Below are 15,597 nucleotides of genomic sequence, written 5' to 3'. Positions count from 1 at the left end.
CAGGACCGGCAGATCGAGTGGCATTACATCGCGCCGGGCAAGCCGCAGCAGAATGGCTATGTCGAGAGCTTTAATGGTCGCTTGCGCGACGAGTGCCTGAACGAGACGCTGTTCGCTTCGCTGAGCCATGCCCGCTCGGTGCTGAGCAACTGGCGAGACGACTACAACCATGTGCGGCCGCATAGCGGTATAGGCGGGCTGACGCCCGCCGATGCTGCAAGGCGCGTTGCGCAACCCCACCCGCCAGGGCATCCTGGCAACCCCGGACTCTACTTATGAGTGGAGGAGAAAAGGGGAGCACGTCACAGGCTCCATACTCCGAACAGGACCAGCGCCGCCGCGAGACAAATCGCTGGTGCCGCCACGAAAGCGGTGAATCGCAGCAGCGGGCTGAGGCGGGGAAGGCGATTAGGGTGGGACATGCATCTGCGCAACCAAAGGAGGGTCGATGCAAGGTGTTCAGGCTGCACATCTCATAACAACTGAAGCCTGCACTGCTTGCGCCTCAGGGTAGGATCTAATCGTTGTTTTTCAGTGAACTGCCACCATTTGGTTTCGCTCGGCAGTGATCGCGGCGCACGCATCCGCTGTCTTCCACGTCGCTTCATTCGGGCAGCCCCACTCGTCTTGCGAGAGGTGAGTGGCCATATGCACCGGCTGACGGTCCGCCGAAAGACACCGCGCCCCGCGTGACCTTCACGCCTCGCGGCGATTTCATCTTCTCAGCGCGGGTAGCCCGACCCGAAATCGGGAAGTATAAAGGTGGAGCGTTGATCATTTCCGCTTCGCCGCAACATTGGGCCAAAGTGCTTCTCGAGCGGTTGGACGACACTACGCGTGCGGTCAGCTCGAGTGTGGCAGCTCCGGTAAGCGACAACTCTTATCACATGCGGCTCCCCGCAAGTGCAGCCGCTATTTGGTTCAAGATCGTACGCGTGGGCGGATCGGTGATGCTATATGCATCAGAAGACGGCGCTCGCTGGGAGGGGCTTTGAGACTTCCCACTTGCCGCTTCCGCTGCAGTGGAAGTCGGCTGTGTGAGCCAGGCGCCCGGAGACAATCGCTTCGCAGCCCGGTTCAGCGATGTGCACTATCAAGCCGGTTCGCTGAAGAATTATTGGCAAGGAACGTAGTCGCGGTCCGACGTTAGCGCCGCGTCGCGCTCTTGGGGCGAGTTGGCAGCTTTCGGCGCGAGTCATCATTCCCGCTCGCCGATCGGAACGGCGCATGTTGGTCGCCAGCCGTCGGCGCGAGCGGGAGATCTGATGCGCTCGAAAGTAGCTTGGACGTGCACGGTTCCATGCGATTCCTAGTCTGCAGCGGATGCGCACAACCGCTCGCAGCGTCCGCGCCTAATCCATCTCAGCGGCTATGCGTCCACCGCCAAGCGTTCCGTAGCTTAGAGACATGCTCCCAAAAAGCAGTCGCTTACTTGACCCGGAATCGCGGTCGCTGTCGAGTAACCGAGCATCAGGAACATGTGCAGCCCAAGGTGCAGCGATAACGGCACCTCATCGCGTGCGAGGCGCTCGATATGCAATTCATAATGCGCGGCATCGCCGAAGCCTTATCGGTGGCTCTTGATTTTGAGATCCTTCAACATCGCCGCACCAGCCTCAGATAATCTGTAAAAGCCCGGTTTCTCTCTAAAGAACCAGCCGTACACATTTCGCAGCAGGACCTGGCCCGCGTCTTCCGCGAGGTGCTTCAGGTCGCGCGGTCGAGCTACGCCGCTACCGATGGCCTCGGCGCAGGCAATCGCTCGTTGCCGATAGGCGGTCATGAGCGGTCGGCTCGCGGAGCCTCCTTCCGCAGGATCGCCTCTACGGCTCGCGTGCTCCTTGAGAATCCGCTTCCGCCGCGGCAGATCGGGCCGAGGTCGGTAGGGTGACGGCTCGGTCAGAACGGAGACGGTGCTGAGCTTCAGATCGACCACGAGCAGGCCGACCCCCAGCAAACGGCACAATCTCGTCACGCGTCCGTCGCGATCACGTCCTTTCCGGCTGGAGATCACCGCGAGGTAGATCAGGTCCGCGCAGCGTAGGCGGTCGACTGCTTGCAGAACGAGCTCCAAGGTGAATGAGAGCTTCAGTTCAGCGATGATAAGCACGGGCGGCTTATCACCGCGAACGGCGACCACGTCGCATCCGCATACCTCTCCCTTCACGTCATAGCCTTCCGCCTCCAGAAACGCTTTCACTGGTCGGTACAAGGCTGTTTCGGCGATGCGGGGAACTCGCGCGGGCAAGCTGATGCGGAGAGAATCTTGAGCGGCCATCGCTACTTGCCAGCACTCACTTCGGCGTCCCCGGCTGCTCGTATGGATACGGCAAGCGTAGAGTGCACGGGCTCCACCGTTGCCTCCAACACGCTGTCGGCGCTTGGCGCCCGTAAGCGCGCTGTGATCAATCCCGCCCTGGTGTCGTAGGTGGTCACCACATATTCGCCGTCGTGCAGTCCCGGGACGATTAGCCTAGCTGCCGGGGCGTCCCGCCGCGGTTCGATCATACCCTCTGAAGAAAGGCTGTCGGTTCGAACAGTCCAAACCAGCGCTTGGCGCTCATCCCCGCATCCAACCAAAGCGAGACCAGGATCGTTGCAGCGGAGCTCGTCCGAGAGATTGCGGCGACGGAAGCATGTCCAGTCGATCAGCGGTAGGAAGTCGGCCAGCGCCCGCTGGGCCGCGCGCATTCCGGGTGTTAGCACGTGCGGATGGCGGTTGGGCCATCGCATGCCTCCACCAGCACCCCCGCTCGCCAGGTGTGCCCACTGGATGTGGCGGAAGTACTCGTCGTCGAACGCGGCAGGCAAGGTGCGCTTCTTGTCCTTGAAGCTGTGGATTGGCCCATGCTCAGAATCGAACACCGGCCGGTCGCCAGCTTCCTCAACGGCGGTCCCCATCAGGCGGGCAACAGCGAGCGCTGGGTTGACGGTGTCTCGGGGGAGGTCGATCGTGCCGGTCTCATAAAGATGCGTGTTCGCGAAATCGAGTGCAGGGTGCCGGAAGATCGCCTCGGCCAGCATTGGATGGTTGATAAGTTCCGGACCGAATACCGACACCGTCTGGAGGTTAGCGAAGCCGTGCCGCTCCTTCTCATATGTCCGCAACCAGGCCGCTACGTCAGCGATGAATGGAGCAGCGGTTGCTGGGTCATCCCCTCCATGCGCAGGATGAATTTCGTTCCAGATATCCCAGGCGAACAGGGCAGAGCTGCTGCCCCAGCGGGCGCTTGCGAATGCAAGCCGGTGCTTCATCGCCGCTCGCATGCCCGGTGAGGTCAGCCACTCGGCTTGCGTCGCACAGACGCCCCCATTCGCGCGATTGTAGGGATGATGGCGCCATCGGATCCACATGAAGAACGTGTCGTACGGCGTCAGCAATACCCGCAAACCGACCTTCTCGAGTAATTGAAACAGGTCATCCCAGAATTGCACCATATTGGGCACGAAGCACCCCACGGGACGCTCCAGGTACCGGTGTTCGCCGTGGCAATACTCCAGCATCAGCCGGATTACAGTGACACCGTGCTCCCTCAACCAGATGAGGTGACGCTCAACAGCGGCCGGATCACGGCGGCGGAACAGCGGCGACAATTCGGGCCAGATGACCGCATCATTGTGCCCGATCGGTGTCCAGGGCGCCCCATCTTCGGTAAGAAAATAGGGAAGCCCACGCTGAGCGTGAACGCGAGCGAACGGCCTCTCGACGAGATCTGAAATCGGAATCACGTCGGCGCGCTTAACTAGAGCGCGCCAGCTTGGCTATGTCCGGCGTCGCGCATGTTGCTGATTTTGTTGGGGTGCTCAGCAACGCCGCGGCATGGGCAAGATCGCTCAATCGATGACACAGGGCTACAACGCGCTCACCTCCAGCCGTTCCACGCCGTACGCACGCTTCTCGAAGCGGACATGGGCAAACCTGGTGAGAGACGCTGCGAGAAGGCGGCTTCAGCCTTGAATGGACAAGAGGTGTGAGGATGGAATCCCGGCGGCAAGGCGGCGTTGACCCGCTGCTACTATTCCAATGGAGCCACTCGGCAGCGGCAAACAGCTAGCTGTATCCCTTGAACGATGCACCTAATCTCGTCGATTTTTCTGCAAGATCGCGGTGAGAAGCAAAAGAAAGGCGCAGAGGCGCAAGACATAGATCCATGTCCGCTGTTCATCGGGAATGCCGGTGACCGCGAAGATTCCCTGTCCGACGCCAAGAAGCACAAACGCGGCCGAGAACGAGAGGAACAGCGCGTCGCGTGTATCCCGCCAGAACCGCAGGAAGAACAGTGCGCACAAGGCGAATCCCAAGCAAACGGCGCCCGCCAGGAAGCTGGTCAGCGTCACGTCCGCTCCTCCAAGTCCCAAATGAAGCCGAAAAGGAGAACGCTGACTGCCGCAAGGGAGAGCATCAGACGCAACACCCGCAGGTCGATCCAATCGATTAGGACCAGGTCGATGATCAGCACCAGGTTGTTTGCGGCCAGAAGTGCAAAGCAGGCCGTGCTCCACAGCAGCAGTCGCGTACCGGTTCGTGCATAGCTGCGTCCTAGCAGGGCTGCGCACATCGCGCTCGTCGCGAAGCACAGCAGGTACACTATCGGCGGAAAGATCGATTCCACTCTCAATCCTTCCTTAGCTTGAAAGCGTCGGCAAAGCGTCGGACCGGCGATGATGCCGCGGATACGATAGTCCGCCGCACGAAGTCGGGTCGTTGGGCGTACAGGCGTTCCGCCGCTTCGGCCAGATCGTCGAGCGACTGACTTGCCGGCTGGTACCGCACCCCTTCATCCCCATCGATGATCACGAGGCCCGCGGCGAGGAGCGATCGCACGCTTTGCGCGACAACCAGCTCACTACTCCGCATCGCTGCCACCAGCGTAATCTGCGTCCATCCTTCCGCGCGATGCGTGCGCAGGAAGCACAGCAACTCCAAGGCCCAAACCGACGAGAACGTAGATCGGATGAAGCTTGCAACTACTTCTTCGCCCGGCATCTCCTGCGTCGCCTCCCACCTTTATACCCTCTTGCACTCCGGACCACCCCTCACCGCCTCGGAGGATTGCTGCAACCTTATGCAAGCTTCAGATAACGTTCGCTTTTCCTAACGTTTCGCTGCTGCTATGTGTCTGCTTCATGCCGGGGGGCTTTCCATCGCACATCTTCGCCCTGGGGAGGGCAATGTGCCAGGAGTGACTGGTGAACGCTGAACTGTCTCGTGACGCACTGGATCGTCGCCAACTCGTCGCCGCGCTCCGCAGCTTCCGCCGCGGGGACTTTTCGGTTCGCCTGCCCGAGGATCTTCCGGGGGTGGATGGCGAGATCGCAACGCTGTTCAACGAAGTCGTCGGCCTCGAGGCCGAGATGTCGGACGAGTTCGAACGGCTGTCGCGAGTTGTCGGCAAGGAAGGCAAGATCACCCAGCGGGGCAATGTGCGCGGGGCTACGGGCGGCTGGGACACGAAGCTGCGGGCGGTCAACGAGCTGATCGACGACATGGTGCAGCCGACCGCCGAGGTCAGCCGCGTCATCGGCGCCGTTGCAAAGGGCGATCTCTCCCAGTCGATGACGGTGGAGATCGACGGGCGACCGTTGCGCGGCGAATTCCTCCGCATCGGCAAGGTCGTGAACACCATGGTCGAGCAGCTCGCCTCTTTCGCGTCGGAAGTGACCCGCGTGGCGCGCGAAGTGGGTACCGAAGGCAAGCTCGGCGGCCAGGCGCGAGTGGAAGGCGTTGCTGGTACCTGGAAGGACCTGACGGACAACGTGAACGCGATGGCCACCAATCTTACCGGCCAGGTGCGCAACATTGCCGAGGTGACCACTGCAGTGGCCTCAGGCGATTTGTCCAAGAAGATCACCGTGGAGGTGAAGGGCGAGATTCTCGAGCTGAAGAACACCATCAACACCATGGTGGACCAGCTGAACTCGTTCGCCTCGGAAGTGACGCGCGTTGCGCGCGAGGTGGGTACCGAGGGCAAACTGGGCGGTCAGGCACGGGTGGACGGCGTCGCTGGTACCTGGAAGGATCTGACCGACAACGTCAACCTCATGGCCGACAACCTCACCGGCCAGGTGCGCAACATCGCCGAGGTCACGACCGCCGTGGCCTCGGGCGACTTGTCCAAAAAGATCACGGTGGACGTGAAGGGCGAAATTCTCGAGCTGAAGAACACCATCAATGTGATGGTGGACCAGCTTAACGGCTTTGCCTCGGAAGTGACGCGCGTGGCGCGTGAAGTGGGTACCGAAGGCAAGCTGGGCGGCCAGGCGCAGGTGCCGGGCGTCGCCGGCACCTGGAAGGACCTTACCGACAACGTCAACCTGATGGCGGATAACCTGACCGGTCAGGTGCGTAACATCGCCGAGGTGACCACCGCAGTGGCGTCGGGGGACTTGTCGAAGAAGATCACCGTCGACGTGAAGGGTGAGATCCTGGAGCTGAAGAACACCATTAATGTGATGGTGGACCAGCTCAACGGCTTCGCCTCGGAGGTGACCCGCGTGGCGCGGGAAGTGGGTACCGAAGGCAAGCTCGGCGGCCAGGCGCAGGTGCCGGGCGTCGCTGGCACATGGAAGGATCTTACGGACAACGTCAACCTGATGGCGGCGAACCTCACGGGGCAGGTGCGCAATATCGCCGACGTGACGACGGCGGTCGCGAAGGGCGACTTGTCGAAAAAGATCACCGTTGAGGTTCGCGGCGAGATTCTTGAGCTGAAGAACACCATCAACGTCATGGTGGATCAGCTTAATGGCTTTGCATCGGAAGTGACCCGCGTGGCGCGCGAAGTCGGCTCGGAAGGCAAGCTCGGCGGCCAGGCGCAGGTGGAAGGTGTCGGCGGTACCTGGAAGGATCTGACCGACAACGTCAACCTGATGGCAGGCAATCTCACCGGCCAGGTGCGCAACATCGCCGAGGTGACCACCGCCGTTGCAAAAGGCGATCTCTCCAAGAAGATCACTGTCGACGTTAAGGGCGAGATCCTGGAGCTGAAGAACACCATCAACACCATGGTGGACCAGCTCAACGGCTTCGCTTCCGAAGTGACCCGCGTTGCGCGCGAGGTGGGCTCGGAGGGTAAGCTGGGCGGTCAGGCGCAGGTGCCGGGCGTGGGCGGTACCTGGAAGGATCTGACCGACAATGTGAACGCGATGGCCGCGAACCTCACCGGCCAGGTGCGCAACATCGCCGACGTGACGACGGCGGTGGCGAAGGGCGACCTTTCCAAAAAGATCACCGTCGACGTTAAGGGCGAGATCCTGGAGCTGAAGAACACCATCAACACCATGGTGGACCAGCTCAACGGTTTCGCTTCCGAGGTGACACGCGTCGCACGCGAGGTCGGGACCGAGGGCAAGCTTGGTGGCCAGGCGCAGGTGCGCGGCGTCGCCGGGACCTGGGCCGACCTGACAGATAATGTGAACCTGATGGCCGCGAACCTGACCGGTCAGGTGCGCAACATTGCCGACGTGACCACCGCCGTCGCCCGCGGCGACTTGTCGAAGAAGATTACGGTGGACGTGAAGGGCGAGATTCTCGCGCTCAAGAACACCATCAACGTGATGGTGGACCAACTCAACGGCTTCGCCTCGGAAGTGACTCGCGTGGCGCGCGAAGTGGGCACCGAGGGCAAGCTGGGCGGCCAGGCGCAGGTGCCGGGCGTCGGTGGTACCTGGAAGGACCTGACCGACAACGTCAATCTCATGGCGACCAACCTCACCAATCAGGTGCGCGGCATCGCCGACGTGGTGACCGCGGTGGCGCAGGGCAACCTCAAGCGCAAGCTGACCGTGGACGCCAAGGGCGAGATCGCCGCGCTGGCGGAGACGATCAACTTCATGATCGACACGCTGTCGACCTTTGGCGACCAGGTGACCAACATGGCCCGCGAGGTGGGCATCGAAGGCCGGCTGGGCGGTCAGGCGCGCGTGCCGGGCGCCGCCGGCCTGTGGCGCGACCTTACCGACAATGTGAACCAGCTCGCTGCAAACCTCACCAACCAGGTGCGCTCGATCGCCGACGTGGCGACCGCCGTGACCAAGGGTGACCTCACCCGCTCAATCGCCGTGGAAGCCTCCGGCGAGATGGCGGCGCTAAAGGACAACATCAACGAGATGATCCGCAACCTCAAGGAACAGACCTTGAAGAATGCGGAGCAGGACTGGCTCAAGACCAACCTCGCGCGCTTCAGCCGCATGCTGCAGGGCGAGCGCGATCTCACCACCGTGTCCAACCTGATCATGTCGGAACTGGCGCCGCTGGTGAACGCGCAGTACGGCGTGTTCTACGTCACCACCCGCGACGGCGACGAGACCACCCTCGAGCTGGCGGCGAGCTACGGCGCCGAGCGGAGGGAAGCACTCAAGCCGAAATTCGCGCTGCGTGAGGGCCTGGTCGGCCAGGCGGCTGCCGACAAGCGCCCGATCGTGCTGGAGAAGGTCCCCTCCGACTTCCTTCGTATCGGGTCCGGGCTCGGGCATGCCGCACCGGCGAACGTGGCGATCCTTCCGGCGTTGTTTGAAGATGATGTGAAGGCGGTCATTGAACTCGCGTCGTTCGGCGAGTTCAATGAGACTCACCAGAGCTTCCTCGACCAGCTGATGGAATCGGTCGGCATCGTGCTCAACACGATCGCCGCCACCATGCGTACGGAGGGCCTGCTCAAGCAGTCGCAGTTGCTCACCCAAGAGCTGCAGGCGCGCCAGACCGAGCTCACCACCAAGCAGGAAGAGCTACATGCCACCAACGAGGAGCTGCAGGAAAAGGCACAGCTGCTCGAGAACGAAAAGAAGCAGGTCGAAGCTAAGAATCTCGAAATCGAAATGGCGCGCCGCGCGCTCGAGGAGAAGGCCGAGCAGCTGGCGCTGACCTCCAAGTACAAGTCCGAATTCCTGGCAAACATGAGCCACGAGCTACGCACCCCGCTCAACTCGCTGCTGATCCTGTCCAAGCTGCTGTCGGACAACCCGCAGGGCAATCTGAACGACAAGCAGGTCGAATTCGCCCGGACGATCAACGGCGCCGGCTCGGACCTGCTGAACTTGATCAACGACATCCTCGACCTGTCCAAGATCGAATCCGGCACGGTGTCGATTGAGGTCGGCGAGATGCCGCTGGCCAGCATGAAGCAGCATATGGAGCGCACCTTCCGCCAGCTCGCGGCAGACAAGAACCTGGACTTCAACGTCGAGTTCGATGCGAGCTTGCCCGCCACCATCCGCACCGACGAGAAGCGGCTGCAGCAGATCGTGCTCAACCTCCTGTCGAACGCGTTCAAGTTCACCGATCGCGGTTCGGTCACCCTGCGGGTTCGCGCCGCCACGAGCGGTTGGAGCACCAACCACCCGGTGCTGCGTGGCGTCGACAGCGCAATGGAAATCGCTGTGACCGATACGGGCATCGGCATCCCCGAGGACAAGCAGAAGCTGATCTTCGAGGCCTTCCAGCAGGCCGACGGCACCACGAGCCGCAAATACGGCGGCACGGGCCTAGGCCTTTCGATCAGCCGCGAGATCGCCCGCCTGCTCGGCGGCGAACTGCAGGTACGCTCCAAGCCGGGCGAGGGGTCGACCTTCACGCTGTTCGCGCCCTTCAACGCAGTGGCGCCTGCCACCACGGCATTGCCGGGCGCCACGGCGCGCTACGACAACTCGGGCGCCCTGGTGCCGACCGCGCTGCCCAACGCCTTCGATCTTTCTGACGACCGCGACAATCTGGGCGGGGAGCCGTTCGTGCTGATCGTCGAGGACGATTCCACCTTCGCTTCGATCTTGCTGGACATCGCGCGCACGGCAGGCCTGAAGGGCGTAGTCTCTGCCGCGGGTGCCGGCACGCTGACGATGGTACGAAAGCTGCAGCCGCACGCCATCACCCTCGACCTCGGTCTGTCCGACATCGACGGGTTCGTGCTCCTCGATCTGCTAAAGCATGATCCTGCTACGGCGCACGTGCCGATCCACGTCATCTCTGGCGCCGACAAGGTGACGAAGGCACTCGATCTGGGTGCGCACGGGGTGACGGAGAAGCCGGCCGACAAGGCGGTGCTGGCGGCCGTCTTCAACGATCTCGCCGCGCAGATCGGCAAGCAGCCCAAGGTAATCGATCTGCTGCCCGAAACCATCGAACCGCTGCCGCAGTCCACGCGTGCGGTGCCCGAGCTGGCAGGCGCGAAGGTCCTGATCGTCGACGACGATATTCGGAACATCTATTCGCTTACCAGCGTGCTGGAGAGCTATGGCGTCCAGGTGCTCCACGCTGAGGGCGGTCGCGAGGGCATCGATATTCTCGAGGCGACCGACGGCATCGATATCGCGCTGATCGACATCATGATGCCGGAGATGGACGGCTATGAGACAATGCAACAGATCCGCCAGCGTCCGCAGCTGATGGACCTGCCGCTGATCGCCGTCACCGCAAAGGCGATGAAGGGCGACCGGCAGAAGTGCCTCGATGCAGGCGCATCGGATTACATCGCCAAGCCCGTCGATATCGATCTGCTGATGGCGCTGCTCCGCGTGTGGATCGCGCGCTCGCGCGAAGCGTCACACGCCGTCGAAGTCCTCGTTGCGGAGTCGAAGTGAGGTGCGCGCGAGTTCGAACATGACGCCTGCACCGTCCATGTTGCTGGCGGATTCGCTGCTCTCGGCGGGAGGAGAGGACGCGCCGCTGGCCCGGGCGCGCGTCTTGCTTGTCGACGACGACGAGCGGAACTTGCTGGCGATCTCAACGGTGCTTGAGGATGTGGCGGAGATCGTCGTCGCGAATTCGGGGGAGGCGGCATTGCGCCATCTCCTCAAGGGCGAGTTCGCGGTGATCCTGCTCGACGTGTTCATGCCCGGCATGGATGGCTACGAGACCGCGCAGATCATTCGCTCGCGCGAGCAGACCAAGCGTGTGCCAATCGTTTTCCTCTCTGCAGTCAACAAGGAAGACCAGCACCTGCTCCGCGGCTATTCGATGGGCGCGGTCGACTATGTCTTCAAGCCGGTGGATCCGGTGGTACTCCGCTCCAAGGTGGCAGTGTTCGTCGACCTGTTCACCATGACCAAGGAGATCCAGCGGAAGGCTCGTCAGGAACAGGCGCTGCTCGATGCAAACCTTCGTGCCAACGCCGAGCTGCTGCGGGCCGAGCAGGCCCTGCGGCTCGCCGAGCAGCGCCAAGCGGCGATCATCGAGTCCTTGCCGATTATCCTGTACCTGGAAGAGGTGAACGCATCGCCGCGTATCCCCAAATTCGTCAGCGGCAATTTTGCCGCGCTGACAGGCTTTTCCTTCGAGGAGATCCAGGCAAGGCCGGCCCTGTGGGTCGATCGACTGCACCCGGAGGACCGCGAGCGCGTCGCCACGGCACTCATGGAGCGCCCTGAGGGCCGCTCGCTGGCCGTCGAATATCGATGGCAATGCGCCGATGGCCAGTACAAGCATTTCCTCGATCAGGCCGTGCTGCTGCGCGATGCGTTCGGCAGTCCCATGGAGTTCGCGGGCACCCTATTGGACGTGACCGAGCGCAAGGAACTGGAAAGTCAGCTGGTCCAGGCGCGCAAGATGGATGCGATTGGCCAACTGACCGGCGGCATCGCGCACGATTTCAACAATCTCCTCGCTGCGGTGCTGGGAGGATTGACGATGATCGAGCGACGCATCTCCCTCGACGATGGACAGCGCAAGGTGGTGGGCATGACCCGGCATGCCGCAGAACAGGGCGCCGAGCTCGTGAAGCACCTGCTGGCATTCAGCCGGCGTCAAAAGCTTGCCCCGGCGGGGATCGACCTCTCCACTCTGTCTGCGACGGTCACCGAACTACTGGCGCATACGCTAGGCGGCCTGGTCGAGCTCGTATGGGAGATCGAGCCCGGTGTTTCGGCGGTCTATGCAGACTCCGCACAGCTCGAACTGGCGCTGATGAACCTCATCATCAACGCGCGCGACGCTATGCCGGACGGCGGTATGATTACGGTTTCCGCGCAAACCGGAGATGTGGCTGCGGCCGAGGATACGAGCCTGGCGCCCGGCCGCTACGTGATCCTGAGCGTCCGCGATACGGGGTGTGGCATTCCTCCCGACCAGCTCGATCAGGTGCTGGAGCCATTCTTCACGACGAAGCCGGTCGGCAAGGGGACAGGCCTGGGTCTCAGCATGGTCTATGGGTTCGTCAAGCAGTCCGGGGGGATCGTGCGGGTCCAAAGCGAAGTGGGTGTCGGAACCTGCATTCAGCTCTGGCTTCCGGAGGCTGGCGAACCCCGCTTGCAGGTCCTTCCGACAACCGAAACACGCATCGACGATGGCAGGCCGTTGCGGGTCATCTTGGTGGACGATCACCATGCGGTCCGGCTGACAACTGCCGCGATGCTCGAGGATCTGGGTAATAGCGTCGTGCACAGTGGTGACGCAGCCTCCGCTCTAAACATCATCCGGCAGGATCCTGGCGGTTTCGACCTCCTGATCACCGACTTCGCGATGCCGAAAATCTCCGGAGCGGAGTTAATCCGGCAGGTGCGGTCCGTGGCGCCGCGACTGCCTTCGATCATCATCAGCGGGAACGCCGATGTCCGCGACGTGATCGGCGACGGCCTTGCAGATGGCGTAGTGGCGAAGCCATTCACACGCGACAAGTTGGCCGCTGTGCTTTCGGAGGTTGCCTCGGGGACATCACCTCAGCTTGCAACTCTTACAGATGACTCGGCGTTCGATGAAGGTCCCCGATACCATGGCGTGTGAGAGGCGCCGTAGGGGGGAATTAGGCACCGTAGACGAGCTTGGGTTTTCCACCGCCAATCCCGAAAAGCGTCGATGGTGAACAGGCATTCGTTAATCGTTGGGCTTCGCGATCGAAGTGGGCCGCAAACGCTTCGCCATCGATCTTGGGCTCTGTTGAGCGCGGAGGCAAAACTCGCCTCCGCGCTCACCTTCAGCCGTTGAGGAGGCTGTCGGGTACCACGCCGCCATTCTCCGCCAGTTTGGCCATCACCGCTTTATGCAGCGCGATATTTTGCTCGGCACTCCCGTCCGCGCCCACGTGTATGTCTAGCTCCTGGGCAAGCTCTTTGCGTGCGGCCAGGCTCGAATCGAGGTCTAAGAGCTTGAGCAGATCCACGATCGATTGCTGGTAATTGCCACCTCCGCCTTTTATTGAAGCCATCTCTGATAGGACAGCGCCCACATCAACAGCAGCGTCAGGCTGTACCGCAGGCGCAGGCGCAACGGGTGTGGGGGCTTGAGCAGTCGACGGGTTCGGAGCCATCGGGGTGGGCGATGCCGAGGCTTCAGTGCGTTTGTGGCCGAAGATCCGATCTCGGATACTGCTGAAAATGCTCATGCTCTTCTCCTCACGACGCGGATGCGCCCCAGCGCACAACGTTCCGGTGAACACGGGGTTCGTCGGAACGGTGCGTTCTTGGTGGCGTTCCCTAGCCGCCTGCTTGCTTCAGGCCAGACATGGGAGAGAAGAATGCGCGCTTTTCGCTGGACGATGCTGGGCATGGCGGCAGTCGCACTCGCCGGCTGTGGGTCGAAGACGGAAACTCATACGTCCGATTCGCTGACCGCCGCCGGCAATTCTGATGCGAGTGTCGGAGCCGTTTCCAATAGCAGCGTCACGGTGCCTGGTTCGGCAGGAAAATCCTTCGCCGACATGGCGGCGGCCGGCGACGCGTTCGAGATTGCGAGCTCGCGTCTTGCGCAGCAACAGGCAAGCAGCACCGCCATCAAGAAATTTGCTGACGGCATGATCAAGGCGCACACCGAGTCTTCGGCGAAATTGAAGTCCGCAGCTGCAGCCGCCAACCCGGCGATCACGCCGAATCCGGCCTTGACCGCAGCACAGCAGCAGAAGCTAGACGCGCTCAAGTCGTTGAACGGTGCAGCCTTTGACACTGCATATGCATCTGCTCAGGTAGAAGCTCATCAGCAAACGCTCGATGCGCTGAAGGCAAATTCTTCGAACCAAGAGGTGCCAGAGGCACTTCGGAACTTTTCGGCAAAGCTGATCCCGACAGTCACTGCGCACCTCAACATGGCCAAGTCACTGTCGAAGTGATCTTTTAGGGCGGCAGTCGCGTGCCGCCCTTACTACGGTCTTGGGGAACTTCGGATCGAGCGCTTCAGTACCTCTAGCACGGGCGCCTACGCTTTCGCGCCGGGATGAAAAGAGTCGTCGACCGCACGATGAGCACTGCGCGTGCGGCGGCGCAGGAAGTAAGCAGCGCCAGATCGTCGGACGAGCATCCTGCGCAGCAAGTCGACCTTCACCAAACATGGGACGGGCGATCTCGAACGCTGGTTCACGCAGGGCATCGACACGCCGGCTATCGCGCTGATCCAGGTGCATGCCGCGCGGGCTACAGTATCGAGCCGGCGAGCAAGATGCGAAAGTAACGGTAGCCTGACGCCGGCGACACGGGCGAGCATATGGACAGTGAGATCGGTACTCGGCCGATCAACTGGCCGAAAGCCGGATCCGTGCGGGCGAACTTGCCGTTCGGCGCCGCGCGATATGGGGGCGAGCATCATAGCATTGGCACGCTTTGCGATCACTCAAGCTGCGCCGCGCTTGCGGGGTGATCAAGACGGCTCAGGCCTGCCGTGAAAATGGTTGATGCCCTGCGGCGATCGGAGTTCGATCGCCGCTTTGCGGGCCTGCTCGATGCGGTACTAGCCGATCGAGCTGCCTGATCACCTGCCGATCTGGTCGAGCCTGGCCACAGCCTCCTTGGGTAGCGTCAGCGATGCCGCTGCCAGGTTCTCGTGGAGATGCGCCACCGTCGAGGTGCCCGGGATGAGCAGGATGTTGGGCGATCGCTGGAGCAACCAGGCGAGCGCGACCTGCATCGGCGTCGCGTCGAGTTGCGCCGCCACGTCGGACAGTGCCGCCGATTGGAGGGGGCTGAAGCCGCCGAGCGGGAAGAAGGGCACATAGGCGACGCCTTCCGCCGCGAGAGCGTCCACGAAGGCATCGTCGTCGCGATGGGCGAGGTTGTACTGGTTTTGGACGCAGATGATCTCGGCAATGTCCCGCGCCTCCTCAAACTGCTTCGGCGTCACGTTGCTGAGCCCGATATGGCGAACCAGCCCTTGCCGCTGCAGGTCCGCTACGGCTTTCAGTGGGACTGACAGCGATCCTTCCGCCGGACCGTGGACGTCGAACATCAGCCGGAGATTCACGACGTCCAGCGCCTCCAGGCCGAGGTTTGCGAGGTTTTCGTCGACAGCATGCGCCAGTTCGTCCGGCGCGAAAGCGGGCAGCCAGGACGCATCGTCACCCCGCCGTGCGCCGATCTTGGTGACGATCAGCAAGTCCTGTGGGTAGGGGGACAGCGCTTCGCGGATCAGTCGGTTGGTGATGTGTGGACCGTAGAAGTCGCTGGTGTCGATGTGGTTCACACCCGCCTCCACTGCGGCGCGAAGCACGGCCAGCGCCTGATCACGGTCACGCGGCGGCCCGAACACGCCGGGCCCGGCGAGTTGCATCGCGCCATAGCCTAGACGCTTCACGTTGCGCCCGGCGAAAGCACAGGTGCCAGCTTGGTCGATCATCCGAATTCTCCTTTACTGGCGTCCAGATACGGCTTGCGGACGATTGGGATAAGTTGGAGGGATCCGCACGG

General features: G+C 62.2%; 12 protein-coding genes. 5 read left to right on the top strand and 7 right to left on the bottom strand.

Annotation, left to right across the window (positions count from 1 at the left end):
* Both BM009_RS20935 and BM009_RS23265 read left to right on the top strand, forming a co-directional pair.
* A partial coding sequence (locus BM009_RS20935) for an integrase core domain-containing protein (protein ID WP_139216704.1) occupies positions 1–279 on the top strand: 279 nt, incomplete at its 5' end.
* Between the two features lie 308 nt (positions 280–587).
* Positions 588–995, top strand: a complete 408-nt coding sequence (locus BM009_RS23265) for a DUF1349 domain-containing protein (RefSeq protein WP_093299239.1) — start codon at positions 588–590, stop codon at positions 993–995.
* Between the two features lie 572 nt (positions 996–1,567).
* Here BM009_RS23265 and BM009_RS20925 read toward each other — a convergent pair.
* The 5 genes from BM009_RS20925 to BM009_RS20905 form a co-directional block, all read right to left on the bottom strand.
* Positions 1,568–2,278, bottom strand: a complete 711-nt coding sequence (locus BM009_RS20925; protein WP_093299237.1) for a DUF2161 family putative PD-(D/E)XK-type phosphodiesterase — start codon at positions 2,276–2,278, stop codon at positions 1,568–1,570.
* Positions 2,279–2,280: 2 nt separating this feature from the next.
* A complete protein-coding gene (locus BM009_RS20920) occupies positions 2,281–3,729 on the bottom strand; it encodes a glycoside hydrolase 5 family protein (protein WP_139216703.1) in 1,449 nt (482 codons plus the stop codon).
* Between the two features lie 348 nt (positions 3,730–4,077).
* Positions 4,078–4,338 carry a DUF5985 family protein gene (locus BM009_RS20915; RefSeq protein ID WP_217644244.1) on the bottom strand — a complete coding sequence of 87 codons (261 nt, stop codon included), beginning with the start codon at positions 4,336–4,338 and terminating at the stop codon, positions 4,078–4,080.
* Positions 4,335–4,613 (bottom strand): DUF5985 family protein, encoded by a 279-nt coding sequence (locus BM009_RS20910; protein ID WP_254772393.1) that lies wholly within the window; start codon positions 4,611–4,613, stop codon positions 4,335–4,337. The genes BM009_RS20915 and BM009_RS20910 overlap by 4 nt, the downstream gene beginning before the upstream one ends.
* Positions 4,614–4,615: 2 nt before the next feature.
* A complete protein-coding gene (locus BM009_RS20905; protein WP_139216702.1) occupies positions 4,616–4,987 on the bottom strand; it encodes a hypothetical protein in 372 nt (123 codons plus the stop codon).
* Between the two features lie 203 nt (positions 4,988–5,190).
* Here BM009_RS20905 and BM009_RS20900 point away from each other — a divergent pair, with 203 nt between their 5' ends.
* Positions 5,191–10,575 (top strand): hybrid sensor histidine kinase/response regulator, encoded by a 5,385-nt coding sequence (locus tag BM009_RS20900; RefSeq protein ID WP_254772392.1) that lies wholly within the window; start codon positions 5,191–5,193, stop codon positions 10,573–10,575.
* Between the two features lie 19 nt (positions 10,576–10,594).
* Entirely contained in the window at positions 10,595–12,712 is a 2,118-nt protein-coding gene (locus BM009_RS20895) for a response regulator (RefSeq protein ID WP_217644243.1), read from the top strand.
* A 190-nt stretch (positions 12,713–12,902) separates the two neighbouring features.
* On the opposite strand, the gene BM009_RS20890 is transcribed toward BM009_RS20895, so the two are convergent.
* Complete coding sequence (locus BM009_RS20890) at positions 12,903–13,310, bottom strand: DUF3597 domain-containing protein (RefSeq protein ID WP_093299224.1); 408 nt, start codon at positions 13,308–13,310, stop codon at positions 12,903–12,905.
* Between the two features lie 132 nt (positions 13,311–13,442).
* On the opposite strand from BM009_RS20890, the gene BM009_RS20885 reads away from it, so the two are divergent.
* Positions 13,443–14,030, top strand: coding sequence for a DUF4142 domain-containing protein (locus BM009_RS20885; protein ID WP_093299221.1), 588 nt, complete (start codon positions 13,443–13,445; stop codon positions 14,028–14,030).
* A 635-nt stretch (positions 14,031–14,665) separates the two neighbouring features.
* Here the strand turns inward: BM009_RS20885 and BM009_RS20880 are convergent.
* The gene (locus tag BM009_RS20880; RefSeq protein ID WP_093299219.1) at positions 14,666–15,526 is read right to left on the bottom strand and encodes an aldo/keto reductase family oxidoreductase; all 861 of its coding nucleotides are present in this window, start codon (positions 15,524–15,526) and stop codon (positions 14,666–14,668) included.
* Positions 15,527–15,597: the final 71 nt, after the last annotated feature.

The sequence above is a fragment of the Sphingomonas sp. NFR04 genome (genome assembly GCF_900114095.1).
Taxonomy (GTDB): domain Bacteria; phylum Pseudomonadota; class Alphaproteobacteria; order Sphingomonadales; family Sphingomonadaceae; genus Sphingomonas.
Note: the sequence above shows the minus strand (reverse complement) of the source record. Positions and strands in the feature narration are given on the sequence as shown.

What these genes read in the sequence shown, in the direction of transcription:
- BM009_RS20925 (WP_093299237.1), bottom strand. Translation starts at nt 2,278, where the DNA reads ATGGCCGCTCAAGATTCTCTCCGCATCAGCTTGCCCGCGCGAGTTCCC.
- BM009_RS20905 (WP_139216702.1), bottom strand. Translation starts at nt 4,987, where the DNA reads ATGCCGGGCGAAGAAGTAGTTGCAAGCTTCATCCGATCTACGTTCTCG.
- BM009_RS20895 (WP_217644243.1), top strand. Translation starts at nt 10,595, where the DNA reads ATGACGCCTGCACCGTCCATGTTGCTGGCGGATTCGCTGCTCTCGGCG.
- BM009_RS20890 (WP_093299224.1), bottom strand. Translation starts at nt 13,310, where the DNA reads ATGAGCATTTTCAGCAGTATCCGAGATCGGATCTTCGGCCACAAACGC.
- BM009_RS20885 (WP_093299221.1), top strand. Translation starts at nt 13,443, where the DNA reads ATGCGCGCTTTTCGCTGGACGATGCTGGGCATGGCGGCAGTCGCACTC.
- BM009_RS20880 (WP_093299219.1), bottom strand. Translation starts at nt 15,526, where the DNA reads ATGATCGACCAAGCTGGCACCTGTGCTTTCGCCGGGCGCAACGTGAAG.